Source organism: Allorhizobium undicola ORS 992 = ATCC 700741 (assembly GCF_000621665.1).
Taxonomy (GTDB): domain Bacteria; phylum Pseudomonadota; class Alphaproteobacteria; order Rhizobiales; family Rhizobiaceae; genus Allorhizobium; species Allorhizobium undicola.
Map to the genome: position 1 here is coordinate 17,759 of NZ_JHXQ01000007.1, position 20,857 is coordinate 38,615.

17 protein-coding genes are annotated in these 20,857 nt (G+C 59.8%); 13 read left to right on the top strand and 4 right to left on the bottom strand.

The window, feature by feature from the left end; genetic code table 11:
- Positions 1-52 precede the first annotated feature (52 nt).
- The 6 genes from T424_RS0109525 (at position 53) to T424_RS0109550 (ending at position 7,722) form a co-directional block, all read left to right on the top strand.
- Positions 53-757: a GntR family transcriptional regulator gene (locus T424_RS0109525; protein WP_027487518.1), complete on the top strand. Its 705-nt coding sequence runs from the start codon at positions 53-55 to the stop codon at positions 755-757.
- 322 nt (positions 758-1,079) lie between these two features.
- A complete protein-coding gene (locus T424_RS0109530) occupies positions 1,080-2,159 on the top strand; it encodes an ABC transporter ATP-binding protein (protein ID WP_027487519.1) in 1,080 nt (359 codons plus the stop codon).
- 238 nt (positions 2,160-2,397) lie between these two features.
- The gene (locus tag T424_RS0109535; RefSeq protein ID WP_407921391.1) at positions 2,398-3,621 is read left to right on the top strand and encodes an ABC transporter substrate-binding protein; all 1,224 of its coding nucleotides are present in this window, start codon (positions 2,398-2,400) and stop codon (positions 3,619-3,621) included.
- Positions 3,622-3,981: 360 nt separating this feature from the next.
- On the top strand, positions 3,982-4,863 hold the full coding sequence (locus T424_RS0109540; RefSeq protein WP_027487521.1) for a carbohydrate ABC transporter permease: 882 nt from the start codon (positions 3,982-3,984) through the stop codon (positions 4,861-4,863).
- A complete protein-coding gene (locus T424_RS0109545; RefSeq protein WP_027487522.1) occupies positions 4,863-5,702 on the top strand; it encodes a carbohydrate ABC transporter permease in 840 nt (279 codons plus the stop codon). Before T424_RS0109540 ends, T424_RS0109545 begins: the two co-directional genes overlap by 1 nt.
- Positions 5,703-5,709: 7 nt before the next feature.
- Positions 5,710-7,722, top strand: a complete 2,013-nt coding sequence (locus T424_RS0109550) for an alpha-glucosidase (RefSeq protein WP_027487523.1) — start codon at positions 5,710-5,712, stop codon at positions 7,720-7,722.
- Here the strand turns inward: T424_RS0109550 and T424_RS0109555 are convergent.
- Positions 7,685-8,671, bottom strand: coding sequence for a YeiH family protein (locus tag T424_RS0109555; protein ID WP_330217729.1), 987 nt, complete (start codon positions 8,669-8,671; stop codon positions 7,685-7,687). The two genes, T424_RS0109550 and T424_RS0109555, sit on opposite strands and share 38 nt — an antisense overlap.
- Positions 8,672-8,787: 116 nt before the next feature.
- Between T424_RS0109555 and T424_RS0109560 the strand changes: the two genes are divergently transcribed.
- From T424_RS0109560 to T424_RS20670, 3 genes are all read left to right on the top strand, one after another.
- Complete coding sequence (locus tag T424_RS0109560) at positions 8,788-9,684, top strand: LysR family transcriptional regulator (RefSeq protein WP_027487525.1); 897 nt, start codon at positions 8,788-8,790, stop codon at positions 9,682-9,684.
- 71 nt (positions 9,685-9,755) lie between these two features.
- Positions 9,756-10,730 carry an ROK family protein gene (locus T424_RS0109565; protein ID WP_245269503.1) on the top strand — a complete coding sequence of 325 codons (975 nt, stop codon included), beginning with the start codon at positions 9,756-9,758 and terminating at the stop codon, positions 10,728-10,730.
- Entirely contained in the window at positions 10,727-12,469 is a 1,743-nt protein-coding gene (locus T424_RS20670; protein WP_037067241.1) for a GH116 family glycosyl hydrolase, read from the top strand. Before T424_RS0109565 ends, T424_RS20670 begins: the two co-directional genes overlap by 4 nt.
- A 22-nt stretch (positions 12,470-12,491) precedes the next feature.
- On the opposite strand, the gene nagB is transcribed toward T424_RS20670, so the two are convergent.
- Together nagB and T424_RS0109580 are read right to left on the bottom strand one after the other, a co-directional pair.
- Positions 12,492-13,253, bottom strand: a complete 762-nt coding sequence (nagB, locus tag T424_RS0109575) for a glucosamine-6-phosphate deaminase (protein ID WP_084268458.1) — start codon at positions 13,251-13,253, stop codon at positions 12,492-12,494.
- Positions 13,254-13,266: 13 nt separating this feature from the next.
- Positions 13,267-14,406: an ABC transporter ATP-binding protein gene (locus T424_RS0109580; RefSeq protein WP_027487528.1), complete on the bottom strand. Its 1,140-nt coding sequence runs from the start codon at positions 14,404-14,406 to the stop codon at positions 13,267-13,269.
- Between the two features lie 402 nt (positions 14,407-14,808).
- On the opposite strand from T424_RS0109580, the gene T424_RS0109585 reads away from it, so the two are divergent.
- Genes T424_RS0109585 through T424_RS0109595 form a run of 3 tightly spaced genes read left to right on the top strand, consistent with a single transcriptional unit; the run spans position 14,809 to position 17,806 of the window.
- Positions 14,809-16,050: an extracellular solute-binding protein gene (locus T424_RS0109585; protein ID WP_027487529.1), complete on the top strand. Its 1,242-nt coding sequence runs from the start codon at positions 14,809-14,811 to the stop codon at positions 16,048-16,050.
- Positions 16,047-16,991 (top strand): carbohydrate ABC transporter permease, encoded by a 945-nt coding sequence (locus T424_RS0109590; RefSeq protein ID WP_027487530.1) that lies wholly within the window; start codon positions 16,047-16,049, stop codon positions 16,989-16,991. The genes T424_RS0109585 and T424_RS0109590 overlap by 4 nt, the downstream gene beginning before the upstream one ends.
- On the top strand, positions 16,988-17,806 hold the full coding sequence (locus tag T424_RS0109595) for a carbohydrate ABC transporter permease (protein ID WP_027487531.1): 819 nt from the start codon (positions 16,988-16,990) through the stop codon (positions 17,804-17,806). The genes T424_RS0109590 and T424_RS0109595 overlap by 4 nt, the downstream gene beginning before the upstream one ends.
- 175 nt (positions 17,807-17,981) lie before the next feature.
- Here T424_RS0109595 and T424_RS0109600 read toward each other — a convergent pair whose 3' ends face one another.
- Positions 17,982-19,292 carry a solute carrier family 23 protein gene (locus T424_RS0109600; protein WP_027487532.1) on the bottom strand — a complete coding sequence of 437 codons (1,311 nt, stop codon included), beginning with the start codon at positions 19,290-19,292 and terminating at the stop codon, positions 17,982-17,984.
- 270 nt (positions 19,293-19,562) lie between these two features.
- Here T424_RS0109600 and T424_RS0109605 point away from each other — a divergent pair, with 270 nt between their 5' ends.
- On the top strand, positions 19,563-20,843 hold the full coding sequence (locus T424_RS0109605) for an ROK family transcriptional regulator (RefSeq protein ID WP_245269504.1): 1,281 nt from the start codon (positions 19,563-19,565) through the stop codon (positions 20,841-20,843).
- The last annotated feature ends 14 nt before the right edge of the window (positions 20,844-20,857 follow it).

A 20,857-nucleotide genomic window follows, 5' to 3' on the forward strand; every position in this document is an offset into this window, starting at 1 on the left:
ATCAATAACGGCGTAGATCAATAATATAACAATTTCTCTTTGGTAAGGGTTCATGAAGCAGGCGCGTGGCAGTCTTCCGCTTTATCTTCAACTCGTTGAGCTTCTGGTTCGCGACATTGCCGCCGGGCGCTTGCAGGATGGTGAAAAACTGCCGCCCGAGCGCGACATGGCCAACGATCTGGGCGTGGCGGTTGGCACCTTGCGCAAGGCGCTTGCCGAGCTCGACATACGCGGATTATTGCAGCGGATCCAGGGGTCGGGCAATTATATCCGCGCCCAGGCCAGCCCCCGAAGCGTCTATTCGCTTTTCCGTCTGGAGTTGCTGGAAGGGGGCGGGCTGCCCACGGCACAGGTTCTGGGCGTGGAACGGTTGCGCAAGCCGGACGACCTGCCCAGATTCGGTGCCGGCGACTTTGCCCATCGCATTCGCCGTCTGCGGTTTCTCTCCGGCAAAGCGGCCGCGATGGAGGAAATCTGGCTGGATGCGGGGTTGGCGCCCGACCTTGTTGCCGAGGATCTGTCTGAATCCCTCTATCTTTTCTATCGTATGCGGCTTGGCCTGTGGATCGAAAAGGCCGAGGATGTCATCGGCCAAAGCCCGGTTCCGGATTGGCGGCCGGCGGGTTTTGGCCCCCCTTGTGCAGCGCCCCTGCCGCATATCGTGCGGCGCAGTTTCGCGCAGGACGGCTCCGTCCCTGAAGTCTCGCAGACCTGGTACGATCCGCAAATTGCCCGCTATGTGTCGCGCCTGCGCTGACGAAACGCAATTTCTCTAAACTCTCCCGATTTAGTAGGATTTTGCAAAATCCTGCTTTCAGGCAAATTGATGCAATATTGATTTCTGCTAAAACCCTCGTAAGATTGCTCGACCAAAGCATTTTCAGGAAAAGTGGAAACCGGTTTTCCGCGTGAAAATGCGAAAGAACAGACAGTGGGAGGCCCGCCGCATATCGCTGCAAGCAGCTGTCCGTATCTCCGAATGGTCGCTGGACATTCGGGGCGCGGGATGCCTTTTCGCGGGATGCGGATGTTGCGGCAAATCAGAAAAACGCAAGGCGAAGCCGTGCTTGGAGCAGGATATGGCGTCAGTAACCCTGAAGGGGGTGGAGAAGCATTACGGCGCAAGCCGGGTTGTCAAAGGCATCGATCTTGACGTCGCGGATGGTGAATTCGTCGTGCTGGTCGGCCCCTCCGGCTGCGGAAAATCCACGACCCTGCGCATGATAGCCGGGCTGGAAACCATCAGCTCCGGCGATGTGATGATCGGTGATGCGGTGGTGAACCGGCTTTCTCCGCGTGAGCGCGATATTGCCATGGTTTTCCAGGACTATGCGCTTTATCCGCACAAGACGGTGCGGCAAAATATGGGATTTGCCCTGAAGGTGCGCGGAGTGGCGGCCGATGAGGCCCGTGCCCGGATTGATGAGGCTGCCGAGCTTCTGGGCATTTCCCATTTGCTGGATCGCCGCCCCGGCGCGCTTTCCGGCGGCCAGCGCCAACGGGTGGCCATGGGGCGCGCCATCGTCCGTCATCCGCGCTTGTTTCTCTTCGATGAGCCCCTGTCCAATCTCGATGCGCAATTGCGCGGGCAGGTGCGCACCGAAATCAAGAAACTGCATCAGAAGCTGAAGACGACGATCATTTATGTGACGCACGATCAGGTCGAGGCGATGACGCTTGCCGATCGCATCGTCATTTTGCGCAATGGGGTAATCGAGCAGGTGGGAACGCCCGACGAGGTTTATAACCGTCCGGCAAATGTGTTCGTTGCGGGCTTTGTCGGCTCTCCGGCCATGAATTTCGCTCACGCCACCGTCAAGGGCGACAGCCTCGTTTTCTCCGATGGAAACAGCGTGGCACTGGAAAGGCTGAGCCTGCCCCGCGGCTATCTTGCGCAGGATGAGAGGCTGATTGTCGGCATTAGGCCTGAGCATGTGCTGCCCTGCGGCGAAGGGCTGGATGAGATTGCAGTGCGGGTCGAGGTGGTCGAGCCTTTGGGCTCCGATACGCTGCTGCATTTTTCTCTCGGCGGGGCAACGGTCACGGCGCGCCTGCCGCCCGCCTTCAGACCGGCGCCGGGCGAGATGGTGCGTCTCGGGATCGATCCGGGCAAGCTGCACCTTTTCGATGCGGCTGGCGAATTGCGACGAGAAAAATGAGCATCGGGCCGAAAAGTGGTTTCCGGTTTTCGGGAAACCCGATGCGGAGAAAAATGAGCATCGGGCCGAAAAGTGGTTTCCGGTTTTCAGGGTGACGGGAAAAGCAATAATTGAAAATGGGGAGGATGAGATGACGACACGAGACCATTCGGATGAGATTGGAAAGCCCGCTTTCACACGTGGACATGTCAAGAACAACGAGATGAAGGGTTTCCATACGCCAATGATGCGCGCACATATGCTGTTGAAGGCTGCTCTTGCCACGGCACTTGCTCTTGCGGCAGGAGCCGCGCACGCCGAAACCGACCTCAAGATCTTTCTTTCCAGCCAGCACCGGCCCGAGGTCTGGCGCAAGGCGCTCGACCAGTATGAGGCGAAAAATCCGGGAACGAAGGTGACAATCGAAACCGGCGGCAACACGTCCGAGCTTCAGGCGCAGTATCTGAACACGGTCATGTCCGCCAAGGATTCCAGCCTCGATGTCATGATTCTCGATATTATCCGCCCCGCGCAATATGCGGCCGCGGGATGGACCGCAGATTTTGCGGGCAAGGACATGTCGGCCTATCTGCCGACCTATGCCGAGGCCAATACGGTGTCGGGAAAGGTGGTGGCTCTGCCTGCCTTTGCCGATGCAATGTTCCTCTATTATCGCAAGGATCTGCTGGACAAATACAAGATCGCGCCGCCGAAGACCTGGGACGAACTGGTCAAGGCCGCCGAAACCATCACCAAGGGTGAAAACGATCCTGAGCTTCAGGGCCTTTCCTTTCAGGGCAAGGCCATTGAAGGGGCTGTCTGCACGTTTCTGCTGCCATACTGGAGCCAGGGAAAGACGCTGGTGTCCAATGGCAAGCTGAGCTTCGACAAAGAAGCAGCCGTGAAGTCGCTGGCGCTCTGGAAGGGCTTTGTCGATAAAGGCATTGCCAAGAAGAACATAGCCGAAGTGGCAACCGACGATACCCGCAAGGAGTTCCAGGCGGGTAAGGTGCTGTTTGCGGTGAACTGGTCCTATGCGTGGAACCACTTCCAGGGGGCGGAATCCAGTGTCGGTGGCAAGGTTGGCGTGGCACGGCTGCCCGCCATGCCGAATGGCGAGCAGGCAAGCTGTCTCGGTGGCTGGGAATTCGGCGTTTCGGCCTATTCGACGCATCAGGACGATGCCCGCAAGCTGGTGGAATATCTTTCCAGCCCTGACGTCTCCCGCTTCATGGCGGTCAATGCGGGCCTTTTGCCAACCTATGGCGCAACTTATTCCGATCCAGAAGTGTTGAAGGCCGCGCCGTGGTTTGCCGAGGCCAAGGCGGTGGTCGAAACCGCGCGGCCGCGCCCGGTAACACCGCGCTATAACGAGGTCAGCGAAGTGATCCGAACCACGGTGAACTCGGTGCTGGCGGGTGCTACGACGCCGGAAGACGGCGCGGCGCAAATGGAAAACCGGCTTCGCCGCATTTTGCGCTGATAGAGCATAATCCGACCGGAGTGAAACGAGGATCGACAAGATTATCGTTCAAAAAGAAAAGGTTAGAGCGTCGATCTGATTCAGTCGGATCGACGCTCCAAGGGTGACAATGCGGAAGGCAGGTCTTGCCGCCCACCGTACCCTCTTTTCTATTTCCAGCCTCCTTTGTGCTTTTGATGGCACCCGCAAAGGAGGTTGCAGAGCGAAAAATTGGAAACCGAATTTTCATTCTGAAGCATGTAAAAACAGTCAGTTAGATGGTTTTGCCGTTCCCTTGAAACGATGAAATGCTCTAAAGGCCAACCCGATGTGACGCCCTTGAACACGACAGTTCCACCGCGCCAGAAAAGCCGCTCGCCACTGGCAAAAATCCTCGATCCCGGCGAAACCGCGCTTGCCACTCTGCTGCTTGCGCCGGGAGCCCTGCTGCTTTTGCTGGTCATTGTCTATCCCGTCGGGCGGCTCATCCTTACCAGCTTCTTCAACCTGTCGCTGACCTCGGGCCTGCCTGCCGAATTTGTGGGGCTGGACAATTACCGGCTGATGGCCAGCGACCCGGTTTTCTGGGAGACGAGCTGGAATACGCTGCTGATCACGCTGATTACCGTGCCGGGAGCGCTGCTCGTGGGGCTCGCGCTCGCACTTCTGGCCAATCTGCCCTTCAAATATCGCTGGCCGGTGCGTCTTTCGCTGCTCATTCCATGGGCTTTGCCGCTTTCCTTCGTGGGGCTGATTTTCGCGTGGTTTTTCCATTCGGAATATGGGATCGTCAACGATGTGCTGGCGCGTTTCGGCGTACACGGCATAATCTGGTTTAATTCTCCGGATCTGGCCTTTGCGGCCATCTGTCTGGCCATTATCTGGAAAACCTCCTCCTTCATGGCGCTGATGATCCTGGCCGGTCTGCAAACCATTCCCCGCTCGCTTTATGAGGCCGCCGATGTGGATGGCGCAGGCCCGTTGCGGCAGTTTTTCGAGATCACCCTGCCGCTTCTGAAGCCGGCAATCGTTGTGGCTCTGATCTTCCGCACCATCACGGCCTTGCAGACCTTCGACATTCCCTATCTGATGACGGGTGGCGGCCCCGGCACATCCACGGCAACGCTGGCCATGTATATTCACCAGAATACCGTGTCTTTCCTCGATCTGGGTTATGGTTCGGCTCTTGCGGTGGTGATGTTTGTCTTCTCCATGGCGGTCACGGCGGTTTATCTGCGCATCATCCGCGCAAGGGGGAAGTGATGGGGCGCGACAACACGATTCTTTCGGGAAAGCCTCTGCGTTTCATTGCCTCCGGGGTGCTGCTGGTGAACGGACTTTTTCCGGCGTTGTGGATTCTTTTCACCTCGCTCAAGTCCGAGGCCGAACTGACGGTAAGGCCTATTACCTGGTTTCCGCACGCCCCGACGGCTGGCAATTATCTGCGGGCCTTTTCCGATCAGCCTTTGCATCTTTTCCTGTTCAACAGCTTCATGGTGGCGCTGATCTCCACGCTGTTGACACTTTTCGTCTCGGTGCTGGCAGCCTATGCGCTGGCGCGGCTCGATCTTCGGTTTCGCGGTCTCATTCTCGGCGCGATCATTGCCGTTTCCACTTTTCCGCTGGTGACGCTTCTGGTGCCGCTTTTCGAGGTGATGCGCACGCTCAACCTGCTCAACAGCTGGACGGCGCTGATCCTGCCCTATGCGGTGCTGTCATTGCCTGTCTGCACGCTGATGCTGGTTTCCTTTTTCGAGGGTATTCCTCGTGATCTCGAAAATGCAGCCATGATCGATGGCTGCACGCGGCTGGGGGCGCTGTTCCGGGTTGTCGTGCCGCTTTCAGCACCCGGCGTGTTCACGGCGGGCATTCTTGCTTTCGTCAACGCATGGGATGAATTTCTGCTGGCGCTTTCCTTCAATTCCAACCCGGCCCTTCGCACCCTGCCGGTCGGCATCCAGCTTTATCAGGGAGAGTTTTCCTTTCCCTGGCCGGTTATATCGGCAGCGCTGGTGGTGGGCATCGTGCCTGTGGCCATTCTCATCGTGATCTTCCAGGAGCGCGTCGTCTCCGGCCTGACCACGGGCGCGATCAAGGGATAAGACTTTCATGACATTGACGCTCACGCCACTTTCAAACGGCTTCTCGCTGGCTATGAATGGCCTCACGCTCCTGTCGCACACGCCGGAAAGCCCCGCTCTTTATCTGGGGTGCGGACGGGAGCGGATGGACATGTATCGCGGCAATTTCGACATCGAGGACTATCTGGAAGAGCGGGTGCCTTTGTCTCGTGCTGAGGTGAAGGGGGACGAGGTTCATCTTTCCTTTGCGGCCGGGCAGGCCCCCGCGCTGATCCTCACCGCAGAGGTGGGACGGCTGCTGTTGCGCGCGCAAGACAGCAGGTTCAATCGCTTCTGGCTGCGGGTCCGGGCTGAGGCGGGCGAATATGTCTATGGCGGCGGCGAACAGATGTCCTATTTCGACATGCGCGGGCGCCGCTTTCCGCTGTGGACGTCGGAGCCCGGCGTTGGCCGCGACAAAACCACGGAGATCACGCTTCGCGCCGATCTGAGCGGCAAGGCGGGGGGTGATTACTATCACACCAACTATCCCCAACCCACCTATGTGTCCTCGCGGCGCTATGCCCTGCATGTGGACACGACCGCCTATTCCGTCTTCGATTTTCGCAATGAAGGCTTTCACGAAATCGAGGTCTGGGCGGTGCCGCAGGCGATCGAAGTCTTTGCCGAGGCAAGCTTTGCCGCGCTGGTCGGCCAGCTTTCCCGGCGCTTCGGGCGGCAGCCCATGTTGCCGGACTGGGCGCTGGACGGAGCGATTATCGGGCTGAAGGACGGCGAAAACTCGCTTCTGCGGCTTCAAACCATTCTTGCTGCGGGCGTAAAGGTTTGCGGATTGTGGTGCGAGGATTGGGTGGGACTGCGCCATACCTCATTCGGTGCGCGGCTCTTCTGGGACTGGCAGGCCAATGAAGCCCGCTACCCCAATCTTCGCGACACGATTGCCCGCCTGCGGGAAAAGGGCATCCGCTTTCTGGGCTATGTCAATCCCTATCTGTGCGAGGACGGGCGCCTGTTCCAGGAAGCGGCGGCTGCGGGCTTTCTGGCGCTGGATGACACGGGCGGCGTGGCCTTGGTGGATTTTGGCGAATTCGAATGCGGCGTGGTGGATTTCACCAATCCCGGCGCGTCAAGCTGGTTTGCCGAGCGGGTGATCGGCCAGAATATGCTGGATTACGGTCTTTGCGGCTGGATGGCGGATTTTGGCGAGTATCTGCCGATAGATGTGCATCTTGCAAATGGCGTGGATGCCAGGCTGATGCACAATGCCTGGCCGACAATCTGGGCCGAGGTCAATGCGCGTGCCATTGCCAGCCGGGATATGACCGGCGAGGCGCTGTTTTTCATGCGCGCCGGCTTTACCGGCGTTCAGGCCCATTGCCCGCTTCTTTGGGCGGGCGATCAGTCCGTGGACTTCACCCGCCATGACGGGCTGGTGACAGTGATCTGCGGCGCTTTATCGTCAGGCTTGCTTGGAAACGCCTATCACCATTCCGATATTGGCGGATATACAAGTCTTTTCGGCAATGTCCGTACCGGCGAATTGATGATGCGCTGGGCCGAGATGGCGGCCTTTACGCCGGTCATGCGCACGCATGAGGGAAATCGGCCAAAGGAAAATCTCCAGATCGATCAGGATGCGGAGGTTCTGGCGCATTTTGCCCGGATGACCCGCCTGCACGGGCTGCTCAAGCCCTATTTCAAGGCTCTGTGCCTTGAGGCCAGCCAGGCTGGCCTGCCGCTGCAAAGGCCGCTTTTCCTGCATTACGAGACGGATGAAGCCGCTTATTCAATCCAGGATCAGTATCTTCTTGGTGCCGATCTTCTGGTTGCGCCCGTCTGGCAGGCAAATCAAACGCAGCGCAGTCTTCACCTGCCGGGCCCGGAGCGCTGGGTGCATCTGTGGAGCGGTGACGTGCATGATGGCGGTGGCGAGATCGTGGTGGCCGCACCTGTCGGTCTGCCGCCGGTTTTCTTCCGGGCCTCCTCGCCCTTCGCGGCGCTGTTCAGGACATTGGCAGAAGATGTACCGCCGCAAGGCTGAGCCCGGCAAGGGCGATAATCGAAAGTGCGCCTGCCGCAAGCACCCGCCCGCCTGAGGAGAGGATGGCGCGAAGATTGACCGAAAGGCCAAGCGCGGCCATGGAAATCGTCGTCAAAGCCGTGGAGCTCTGGTGCAGGGGCTCAAGGACCATGTCGGGCAGAAGGCCGAGCGCGCGGCAGACGATAAGCGCCAGAAAGCCCGTTATGAACCACGGGATGAAAGGCGTTCCGGATTGTGCGCCTGCCGTTTTTTCCTGTCTTTTATGCATCAAGCCAAGCGTCAGGACGACGGGGCCCAGCATGAGAACGCGCATGAGCTTGATGACGGTTCCCATCTGGGCGCTAACCGTGCCGATCGGCAGGGTGGCAGCCAGAACCTGCGGCACGGCGTAGACCGTCATGCCTGCCAGCATCCCGTATTGCGTCTGGCTGATGGACAAATACGAGAAACTCAAGGGCAGCAGCATGACCACGACGATGCCCAAGGCTGCTGTAAAGGCAATGGAGGCCGTAACCTCTTCATGACTGGCATGGACTGCCGGGGCGGCCGCCACGATCGCGGAATTGCCACAGATGGAATTGCCGCAGGCGACCAGCAGGCACAGGCGCGGCGGCAGGCCAAGAAAGCGCCCGATGCTGTAACTGACGAGAAGCGAAATTGCCACCATGGCCATGACGGCAATGAAAAGCATCATTCCGTTTCCCGACAAAGCCGACAGGCTGACCGATGCGCCCAGGAGAACGATCGCCAGTTCCAAAAGCCGTTTGGCGGCAAAATTCACCCCCGAGACAAAACGGTCGGAGAGACCGAAGGCGGTGTGGATGAGCGTGCCAATGATGATGGCAAGCACCAGACCGTCCATGAGGACGCTGCCGAGCAGTCTGCGCTGGAGGGTTTCCAGGAGCAGGGCGATGAGCGTCACCGCTGCCGAGAGCAGGATGCCTGGCACGATGGAGCAAGAAAAAAAATTGCGTATTTGGGTCATGGCGCGAAAATGCCATTGCCAAACATGCAATTCCATCGAATAAAAAAACACGTTTCATGCACTTTTTCTGGATGGTTTGCGTGACATTCGAGCAATTGCAGATCTTTGTCGTGGTCGCCGAGCGTCAGCACATCACGCAGGCGGCCCAGATCCTGAACCTGACGCCATCGGCGGTAAGCGCCTCGGTGAAAACGCTGGAGGCGCTGCACGGAGTGCAGCTTTTCGAGCGCGTCGGGCGGCGGATCGAGCTGACACGGGAGGGAGGGCTTTTTTTGAAGGAGGCGCGCGAAACACTGGCGCGCATGAAGGATGCCGAGCGAATGCTGGCCGATCTAGCCGGTGTGAAGCGGGGACAGGTCGATATTCAGGCCAGCCAGACCATCGGACATTACTGGCTGCCGCCGAGGCTTGTCAGCTTTCAGGCCAGCTATCCGGGCATCGAGGTTCGCTTCTCGCTGGGCAACAGCCGTGGTGTTGCCGAGGCCGTTCGTAACGGGACGGTCGAAATCGGGTTGATCGAGGGAATGCTGGACGATCCGGCCCTCTCCATGCGGCAGGTGGCGACCGATCATCTGATCGTAGTGGCGCCCCTGGGGCGGGTCGCCGCAACCGCCGCAGCCCGTCCGGACGATATGCTGCGCAATCTGCACTGGATCATGCGGGAAGAGGGCTCCGGCACACGCTCCGAATTCGAAACGGCGCTCAAGGCGTTGGGTGTCGATATTGCCGAGCTGAAGGTTTTGCTCACCCTGCCATCGAACGAAGCGGTGCTTCGTGCGGCTCTGGCGGCGGGAGCGGCCACCGTGGTGTCGCGGCTGGTAGCAGAACCGATGTTGGAAAGCGGGCTGCTCGTATCGCTTGATGTGCCGCTGCCGCCGCGCCATTTCATTCTGGTAAGGCATAAGGAACGCCACCTTTCTTCCGCTGCGCGGCGTTTGATCGCGTATTTCGATGCAGGATCGCGCTTGCCTGCGTGAGCCGGGTTGACAGGCGCGCCTCCCGGCTTTTAATAATTCGTCAAATTGCCGAACAAATATCAAGGTGGATCGTGAGCGACGCTTCGTCATCTCCTGCCCCCGGCGCGGCTGCCGGTGAAGGCGCCGCGATGGAGGCGGCCTCACGCTGCACCGTTGTCGGCATAGACCTCGGCGGCACGAAACTGGCGGGCGGTCTGGCGCGGCTGGATGGCACATTGCTGGCCCGCGAAGAGGTCTTGACCTTGCCCGCGAGCCAGCAATCGGCTTTGAGCCAGATAGCCGATATGGTGTTGCGGCTGGCGGGCGCGGCCGGGGTCGAAAGACGTTCCATCGCGGCATTGGTTGTCGGCGTGCCTGCGGTCGTATCGCCGCAGACCGGGCTTGCAAGTCTTTCGCCCAATCTGGCACTTCCCGCCGACAGGCCGCTCTCTCGCCTGCTGGAAGAGGCGCTGGGCCTTGCCGTTGCGGTCGAGAATGATGTCAATCTTGCCGCCTTCGCCGAGGCGCGTGCGGGGCAGGGGCAGGCCTCGCTTGCTTTCGTATCCTTCGGCACCGGCGTTGGAATGGGGCTGGTGGTGGACGGCCAGTTGATGCGCGGCGCGAATGGCCGGGCAGGTGAAATCGGCTTTCTGCCGATTGGCGCCACCCCTCATGCGGTTGCGGGCCAATCCGTCAATGGCCTGCTTGAAGATGAAATCGGGACGGCTGCGCTGCGCAGGCGCCATGCGAGCCGGTGGCCGGATATGCGAGACCTGTTTTCCGCCCTGCGTGCGGGCGATGATGCGGCTTTGGCGGCGCTGGATGATCTTGCCTGCACGGCCTCGATCGGCATCGCCGCCATACAGACGCTGATCGATCCCGCTCTGACGGTGATTGGCGGGGGAATAGGCAGTCAGCCGGAATTTCTCGCAGCGCTCAGGCGGCATGTTGCCGCGCTGCTGCCATTCGAATGCCGCCTGGCGGAAAGCCGGTTTGGCGCCGAGGCCGGAATGATCGGCGCGGTGATGATGGCTTGCGAACTGGCCAGACAAGGGAGAGTTTCATGACGAGCGCTGACTTCAAGGCAAGGCCGCGCGCCGACGGGCTTGTCGAGACCGATCTTCCCTTGCAGATGGCGTTCATGGCCCCGCGTCTTCAAGGCGATTTCTACCCGCAGGGGCGGCTTGACCTGTCTCTGTGGGGGTGCGGACGGATGGCGAGCCTGATGCTGGAGCCGTGGGACGGCCCTTTCATTCATGCGCCAAACCGGCTGACATGCGGCGAGGCCGGCCTTTATGTGGCGCAATCCGCGCCTGTGCTGGCGCTGGTCGGCGCAAGGGTGAAACGGGCCATGCCTGCCAGACGTTGCGCCTGGTGGGGCAGTGTCATTTCCCCGCCGAAGGTGGAGCGGCGCGACAGGCTGCGGCGGGTTGCAACGCCCTGGGGCGTGACCCTCGTCGATGAACGGCCCGATGGCGTCATTGTTGCGGTCGGCGCCTCGGAAGAGGAGGCTTCGCGCGGGCTGAGCCTTTCCGTGGAGGCGATTATCGCCGAGGCCGAGCAGTATGTGCGGCGCTGCGATATTCTGCCCGAGGCGCCCGCTTTGCTGCGCAGCATGGCAATCCAGAGCACCCATGCGGCGCTGTCTTCCATACGCCGTGCCGAAGATGGCAGCTTTCTCGGCCTTGCCGCAGGTCAGGCCTATAGCGCGCCTACCCGCACCTATTACCGGGATGGCTACTGGACCCTTCAGGCGCTCCTGCATCTTGATCTGGAGGCGGTGCGCGAACAGATCGATCTTCTCGCAGGGGGTATCCAGCCCGATGGCGAAGCGCCCAGCGCCGTTATTCTCACGGGCCCCGCCCAGGGCCTGGAATGGGAGAAATTCCGCACGACAAACAAGGTCTACAAGGAAGAACATCTGCGCCCAAGCGACTGGTGGAGCGATCATTTCGATAGCCCGCTCTTCTTCATTCTCACCCTTGGCGATTATCTTGGCAAGGGTGGCGACAAAACGGTATTGGCGCGACATTTCGCCAAGGTGCGGGCAATTTATAACCGCTACCGCGCCCTGGACAAGGAAGGCAATGGCCTGCCGCAAAAGCCGCGCCATGACCGTGACTGGGCCGACAATGTCTATCGCCATGGCTATGTGGCCTATAATATCGGCCTGTGGATCGGGGCGCTGGATGTGATTGCAACCTTCGGAGCCGAAATCGATGCCGATCTGGCGCTGGAGGCAGCCCGAACCGCAGAACAGGCGAGAGCCAGTGTGGATGCCGCCCTCCTGACCGCGAATGGCTGGTATGCCGATTATGGCCTGAAGGGGGAGTTCGTTGAAGATCACCTCACGCTCGACAGCCTGACATTGTTGCGTTTCAACGCCGTATCGCGGGAGAAGGCGGTCGAGGTGCTTGGTCATGTGCAGACTTTGCTGGAAACCCGCAACAATCAGCAGCAACCCTATGGTGACTGGGGCGTGATGTGCGCTTGGCCCCCGTTCAAGCGTCCTGCCGATACCCGTGCGAAATCGGCCTTTGCCTACCGCTATCACAATGGCTCGGACTGGCCCTATCTCTCCGGTCTTTACGCCGAACAAAGGCTGCGGTTTGGCCTTGATGGCGCGGATTATCCGCTGCTGCGCTGGTGGCGCACCAGCCTTGAGAATGGCTGGATCGGTTCGGTGGAATATTTCTCGCCACCCTTTGGCCGGGGATCGCTGCTGCAAGGCTGGACGGGAATGCACGCCGCCGCCATTTTAGCCTGGCGCGAGCGGGTGGAAAACATGATGCAGGAGATGGCCTGAACCCACCCTGTCCTCCCATGCCTCATGTCATCAGGCTTGCCGCGTCCCGATCCACAATCCACGTCACTGACGGGTGGGCGAGAAGGGCCGAAGCGGGGCAGTTCTCCGTAATGGTCCCGCAAAGGGCGCTTCGGACGGCTGCGGCCTTGCGGCTGCCGGTCGCCAGCACCAGAATGCGCCTTGCCTCCAGGATCGTGCCGATGCCCATGGTGATGGCTTCCGCCGGAACCGCGCCATCGGCAAAAAAGCCCCGATTGGCCTCGATGGTGGAGATATGCAATGCCACCTGCCGGGTTCGGCTGGAAAAAGCAGATCCCGGTTCGTTGAAGCCGATATGGCCGTTGCCGCCAAGGCCGAGCAATTGCAGATCGATGCCGCCAGCCGCCACGATTGCCGCCTCATAGGCTTGTGCGGCGGCGCGCCGGTCGCGGCTTTGACCATCGGGCAGGAACGTTTTGCCGGGATCGATGTCCACATGATCGAAGAACAGCCGGTTCATCGTGCTGCGATAGGAGCCCGGATGCGTGGGGGCGAGATTGGCATATTCATCGAGGTTGAAACTCGTGACGCCTGCAAAGCTGACCGCACCGCCGGCATGAGCCGCGACGAGATGCCGGTAGACAGGCTCCATCGTGGCGCCCGTGGCAAGACCGAGAACGGTCCGTGGTTTTTGACGAACCGTCTCGATGATGGATCGTGCAACCCGTTCGGCGGCAGCATGGCTATTATCCATGACATGCCGGGCGGGAGTATGGATGACAGGCGTGGTGGAGGAGACCGGCATCGTCACCTTTTCCTCAGGGCTGGTTGGTGCGAATGAGGCTGCCATCGGCGCGCTTTTTCGCAAATGCCTTGCCCGTTACGGCATCGAAAAGATGCAGCCGGCACGGATCGATGCCAAGCTCCAGCAATTGCCCTTCCTGCACCGATACATGGTCTGGAAGATGCAGCGTGACGGGGCTTTCATGTCCGGCCATACGGCCGTAGATATAGGTTTCCGTGCCGACGCTTTCGGCATAATCGGTTTGGAAGCGGGCCTGAGCTGCCGTTCCATCCGCGCCACCCGTCAGACGGAAATGGTTCGGCCGCGCTCCGAGTGTTACCTTCGCGCCGATGGTGCTTCCTTCGGGATCGACAGCAAGTGTCATCTGTTGAAAACCGGGAACGGCGACCGTTACGCTTTCGGCTCCAAGGCTTGTGATGGTCCCGTTGAAAAAGTTCATTTGCGGCGAGCCTATGAACCCTGCGACGAAGCGATTGACCGGAAAGTCGAACAGTTCCAGCGGGGGGCCGTATTGCTCAAGCCTGCCGCCGTTCAGAACGGCGATGCGGTCGGCCATGGTCATGGCTTCGATCTGGTCATGGGTCACATAGATCATGGTTGCGCCAAGCCGCTTGTGCAGGCGGCTGATCTCGCCGCGGGTCTTGACCCGTAGTGCCGCATCAAGATTTGACAGCGGCTCGTCGAACAGGAAAACCTGCGGCTGGCGCACGATGGCCCGGCCAATGGCCACACGCTGGCGCTGGCCGCCCGAAAGCGCCTTCGGCAGCCGGTCGAGAAGTGGCTCTATGGCCAGCATCTCGGCGGCTTCCTTCACGCGCGCCTCCACCTCCGGTTTAGGCAATCTCGTGTTTTCAAGGCCAAAGGACAGGTTTTTCCTGACTGTCATATGCGGGTAAAGTGCGTAGGACTGGAAAACCATGGACAATCCGCGCTCGCCAGAGGGGAGCGCCGTGACATCGCGTCGCCCGATTTCGATTGCGCCGCCGCTGATTGTCTCCAACCCCGCAATGCAGCGCAGCAAGGTGGACTTGCCGCAACCCGACGGCCCGACCAGAACAGTAAATTCACCATCCTCGACCGAAAGGTCTATGCCATGCAGGACGGTGTGGTTGCCATATTGCTTGACCACGGATTTCAGTGCGAGACCTGCCATGATTTTCCCTCGAAGGCCAAGTGGCAGAAAATGGAGCCCGGATTTGCAACCCTCGTCTGTCAAGGGTTGTGACGGTCCGTAATCTGCCGCAATGTTCTTTCCGCCAGAGCGCCGGTTGTCAGCGAGACGGGGAGAATGTCTCGCATCTTCCATAGTTCGTCAAGTCGCCGAACATTTAAGGCCGTCGATCTGGCGTGATTTGGAAATTCCACGCTTCTCCCTTGACGCCGTGCATTTCCTGTTTTTAATTCGTCTTGGTACCGAACAAATTCGGCCACGCAATCCTGGCGCAGAAACAGGAAGCCGAACATCGCAAGGCCGCGCCAATGCCGACGACAACTTCGCCGGGTGAAAACGAGGGTGTGCCGGAATGCCGCCCGCTGGGAGAGGAAGGGGAACAGCATGAGGATCAAGACACTGGCTGGAGCGCTGGCTCTGGCAACGCTTGCAATGATGACGGATGCTGCGGCAGCGCAGCTCAAGCTGGTCTGGTATGTGGACGACGACGCGCAGGAAAAGGCGCTCAGAACCTTGCTGGACAAATACACAGCCGCCCATCCCGAAACGACCTTCGACCTGCAAATCACGCCCTATGACGGAATGTTGCAGAAATTCCAGCAATATGCCGCATCCGGCATCATGCCGGATCTGTCACTGACCTCCTCGATGGAGCCGGTGATCCGGCCGTTTCTGGCCGATTTCAACAAGGAGATCGGCCCGGACTGGATCAAGGATTTCGTGAAGGGCTGGGCTGATGGCGCAAGGCTTGGCGATCAGGTGATTGCCGCTCCGCTCGATGTCACCTCGACCGGGGTCTTCCTCAATGCCGATGCCTTCAAGAAGGCAGGCGTGGAAATCCCCGCCCAGGACAAGGGCTGGACCTGGGACGAGTTCACGAAGAAAATCAAGGACGTGTCGCAGAAATCCGGCACGCGCTATCCGATGGTCTGGGATATTTCCGCCAGCCGTTTCATCGTCTATCCCTTCCAGTACGGCAACCACATCTTCTCGGAGCAGGAGCCAGTGAAGGTGGTGATGAACGATGCCGCCTGGGTCAAGTCCGTGGAAGGCTTTGTCGGCCTCACCAAGGATGTCATGCCGCCCGGCCTGTGGTCCGGGGCCAGTTCCGATAATCCGAAGGAGCTTTTCCTCGGCGGGCAGGCCGTGGCCTACATGTCCGGCAGCTGGCAGATCCCGACGCTGGCCACCAAGGCCAAATTTGCCTGGCAGGCCGGTCCAACCCCCGGTGGTACGGTGCGGTCCTCCATCTATGGCGGCGATTATCTCGTGGCCTTCAATACCTCGCCGCATCTGAAGGAGGCGGTCGGCTTCATCAAGTGGATCACCTCGCCGGACGTGCAGGCCGATTACGGCAAGACCTTTGGCGTCATTCCAGCCAATATGAAAGCGGCCAAGGTGGATTACGGCAACGAAGCAGCCTCCAACGCGGTCAAGATCATGCAGGGCGAGCTGGATGCAAGCCCGGCCTATGCCGCCACCGATCAGGCATGGCCGGAAATGCAGCCTGTCTGGGCGGTCATCAAGCCCGCCATCACCCAGGCGGTTGCGGGGCAGATCAGCCCGGCTGAAGCGGTGGCGCAAATCCGCAAATCTGCCGAGGAAGCCATCGAGGCCGGGCGGTGAGCGGGGAAACGAAGCCGGAAGGCAAGGGGGCGGCGCTTGTCGCCCGGCATGGCCTTTCGGCTCTTTTTCGCAAAGGCTGGCCCTATCTGTTGATGGCGCCGACCATGGTCTTGCTGGTGGCGTTCACGCTCTACCCGTTGGCGCAGGGCCTTTTCATGGCCTTTTTCAAGCGGGGCGTCGTGGTGCTGCCACAGGTCAAGCAGACATGGCCTGTCTTTGTCGGGCTCGATAATTTCATCAGCCTGCTCGACAATCGCGAATTCCGGGATTCGCTGCTGAAAACCGTGATTTTCGTTGTCTGTGCCGTGCCGGTCAATATTGCCGTTTCGCTGGGCCTTGCCCTGTTGCTGCAACCGCAAAAGCGCATTTATGCTTTTGTGCGCACGGTGGTATTCTTTCCCTCGATGATAAGCCTGCTGATTATCGGTGTTACGTGGCGCTGGTTGTTCGGGCTCAATAACGGGCTGGTCAACTATGCCCTTTCGCTTTTGCATATCGCGCCGGTGCCGTGGCTGGAACAGGACATCATGGCGCAGGTTGCAGTTATGGTGGCCTGGGTGTGGTGGCAGGCAGGCGTCAACATGATGATCTTTCTGTCCGGGCTGACAGCCATATCCCAGGATTATTACGAGGCCGCCTCGATAGACGGCACTTCGAAGTGGCGGCAATTCACCCATATCACCCTGCCGCTTCTGAAGCCGACCATGGCGGTGGTGGTGGTTCTGTCCTGTATCGAAGCCTTCAAGGTTTACGAGCTGGTCGTTTCTCTGACGGGCGGCGGGCCGGGCAAGGCCACGGTCTACCTTATCCAGACCATCTACGAAACAGCGTTCCAGATGCCGATGAAGGCAGGCATTGCGGCGGCGCAATCGGCTGTGCTGTTCATCATTCTTATTACGCTGACCGTCATCCAGCTCAGGATTTCGAGGAGCAAGTCATGACGAATGCCTATTCGCCCCTGCGGCTCGTCCTGCTTGGTGTGGTTCTGCTGGTCTTTCTTCTGCCTCCGGTCTGGCTTTTCGTGTCGGCGCTGAAGCCGCAGGCGGAAATCTTCGCCTGGCCGCCAACGCTGCTTCCTGCCGATCCGACGCTTGAAAACTTTCTCGCGGCAATGTCCCGTGCCCGCTTTCTGACCTTTTTCCGCAATTCCGCGGTTGTCTGCCTGCTGTCGGCAACACTTTCGGTGACGATCAGCGTGATGGCGGGCTATGCGCTGGCAAAATTCCGCTTCAGGGGCGACACGCTGCTGTTCATGCTCATCATGTCGTCGCTGATGGTGCCGCTACAAATCGTGCTGATCCCGGTTTTTCTCGTGCTGCGCGATCTTGGTCTGCTGAATACGCTGGCGGGACTGATCATCGCGCCAGCCGCCACGCCCACCGGGGTTTTTCTGATGCGGCAATATATCGTCAACATTCCCGATAGCCTGCTGGAAGCCGCACGGCTGGATGGAACCCCGGAATGGCGGATTTTGCTGCGGATCATCGTGCCGCTATCGCTTCCGGCGATCGGAACGCTGATGGCCTTCAACCTCGTCTGGCGCTGGAACGATTATCTCTGGCCGTTCCTGATCGTCAATGACCAGGAAATGTGGACGGTGCAGATGGCCATTGCCAATTCTGTAGGGCGTTTCGGCATTGATTGGCCAAAACTCCTGTCCATGTCGGTGCTGTCTGTCCTGCCGGTGCTGGTCGTCTTCACGCTGCTGCAAAGGCTGCTGATGGGGGGCATCATGGCGGGGGCGACGAAGGAATAAAGCATTCCCAGCAAAAGTGCGCAGCGGTTTTGCGTCCGGGAATGCGTGAGGAAAAACCATTCCCAGCAAAAGTGTGGAGCGGTTTTGCGTCCGGGAATGCGTGAAGAAAAACCATTCCCAGCACAGGTGCACAGCGGTTTTGCCGGGAATGCCTGGAATATCGGCCGTGGTGCTGTTACCTGCTCCGAAAGCCGAGAAGGTGATAGAACAGGATGGCGCCGATGGTTGCCGTGCCGATGCCATCGAGGGTAAAGCCCGCGACAGCCAGCTTGAAATTGCCGGCTCCCAGGACGAGCGCGATGCCGACGGTGATGAGATTGCGCGGGTCGGAGAAGTCCACCTTGTTTTCCACCCAGATCCTGCCAGCGGTTGCGGCAATAAGGCCGAAAACCACGATGGAAAGGCCGCCAATCACCGGGGCGGGAATGGTCTGGATCAGTGCACCGAATTTGGGCGAAAAGCCCAGGAGAATTGCGAAGGCCGCAGCCACCAGGAAGACCAGCGTGGAGAAGATGCGGGTGACGGCCATGACACCCATATTCTCGGCATAGGTGGTCATGCCGGCGCCGCCAAAGCAGCCTGAGACAATGGTGGCCAATCCGTCACCAATGAAGGCGCGGCCAAGATAGCGATCGAGGTTGCGGCCGGTCATTGCGCCGATTGCTTTGATATGTCCGAGATTTTCGGCAACGAGAATAACGACGACCGGCGCGATCAGGGTGATTGCGGGAAGCGAAAAGACAGGCGCGGTGAAATGCGGCCAGCCAAACCAGGGGGCTGCCGATACGCCGGAAAAATCCACCGGCGTGCCAAGGCCGAAGCCATTGGCGAGAATGTAATAAGCCAGATAGGCGATTGCCCCGCCGATGAGAATGGGAAGACGTCGCGCCATGCCCGGTGCATAAACGGCGATGGCGCCGACCGAGATAAAGGCGAGAATGGCAATCCATCGCGAAAGCTGAAATCCATTGGGATTGGCCGCACTGGTGCCGGAGGCGCTGGCAATGGCGATTGGCGCCAGCACAAGCCCGATTGCTGCGACGATGGCGCCGGTCAGCACGGGCGGCATCAGCTTTTCGATCCAGCGATGTCCGGCAAAGCTGACCACAAGTCCCACCAGTGCATACAGCACGCCCGCGGCAATGATGCCGCCAAGCGCTACGGCAAGGTTAGGGTTCGGGGATCCCGCCGCTGCGCCGGTCGCAACCAGAATGGGGCCGATAAAGGCAAAGGAGGAACCAAGATAGCTTGGCACCCGTCCGCCCACGGCAATGAAGAAGATCAGCGTCGAAAGCCCGGAAAACAGAATGGAAACATTTGGATCGAAGCCCATGATGATCGGCGCCAGCACGGTGGAGCCAAACATGGCAACCACATGCTGTAGGCCCAGAACCAGGGTCTGAAAGGCAGGCGGTCGCTCATCGGGGAGAATGCGACCCTCGCGTTTCAATGTCCAGCGTGGAAAATATCTGCCGGTCTCGTCCATCAGCCCCTCCATTTTCGATCTGTCGAATGCTTTGCTGTCTCTTGACAGGGCGATACGAGATTCTTTCGGAAAGAAGAAGGGTGGCGATGGGTTTATCCAGAGGAGGTGCGTTGCGAACCGGAAGGGTCGGGATGAGGGGACAAAGTTTCGATAAGTTCGTCAGGTCCACGAACGCTTTCCTTGGCCTGACCGATAATGTACAAAAGAAGGTGGCTGGCGGTCTGGTTTCGATGTTTGCCATGATGTGCAGCCATCGCGACGGCCAATGTCATGTCATTGCATCCGGTTGTGGGTGGCAGCATTGCCGATCACTTTCGTTCCGTCAATCTTGCGCCGCATCAGGTCCTGCCGATGAACCAGAGCATCCCTAATCCCCCCGTGTTGCGGCAGATTTCGGTTCGCGCCGCCATGGATCTCCTGCTGCATGAGGGGCCGATGTCACGCGCCGCGCTCGCGAAGAAAACCGGCCTGTCCAAGCAGACCATGTCGGAGGTCATTCGCACGCTGGAGGAGTCCGGCTGGGTGCAGGTGAAAGGCGTGGTCAGCGGCAAGGTCGGACGCAGTGCCATTACCTATGAGGTGGCGGCCAATGCAGGCTATGCTCTGGGTCTCGATATAGGCGCAACCATGGTGCGCATGGCGCTGGTCAATATTGCCGGCACGATCGTCGAGGAATGCGAGCAGCCATCCGGGGGGCTGAGCGGCGTAAACCTCTTGACCCTGACGCATGACATGCTGGAAACGAGCCTCAAGCGGGCGGGGATTGCCCGCGAAAAAATCCTGCTGGCCGCTGTCGCCACGCCGGGCGTCGTCGATCCCTTGTCCGGGGCGCTGACACTTGCGCCGAATATGGGCGACCTTTCGGGACTGGACCTGGTGGCCGGGCTGAGCAAGGCGCTGGGGGCTGGCGTGATCGTGGAAAATGACATCAACGCCGCCATGGTGGGCGAGGCCTGGAAGGGCTGTTCTGCGGGGATCGAAAACGGCGCCTTCATTTCGCTTGGCACGGGTATCGGCCTTGGCATGATGGTCAATGGCAAGCTGATGCGCGGCGCACATGGAGCCGCAGGCGAGATTTCCTACCTTCCCTTCGGGGCCGATCCCTATGCCAGCGAAAGTCTCGATCGCGGTGCGCTGGAATGCGCAATCGGAGCACGCGGCATCATGGAACGCTATCGGGCCATGGGCGGCGAGGCGGCAGCGGTGCGCGAGGTGCTGGAACGCGCCGTGGCCGGAGATCGCGCCGCCCATGGCGCGATTGCCGAAACCGCCCGCCTCACGGCGCTTCTCGTCGTTTCCGTGGATGCAATGTTCGATCCGCAAAAGATCGTGCTTGGCGGCAATGTCGGGCGGCATCCGCTGATGGTGCGGCTGATTGGCGAGGCGCTGCCTGCTTGCAGCCGCAAGCGGATCACGGTGGAAGCAAGCCTGCTGGGCAGCAGGGCCACCATGGTCGGCGCGGTGGCGCTGGCGCTCAACCAGCTTCACAATACGCTGTTTTCTCCGCAGGATCTTCCCAGCGAGATGCGGCTGCCATCTTTTGTGGCGTGAAGCGCTGTCCACCG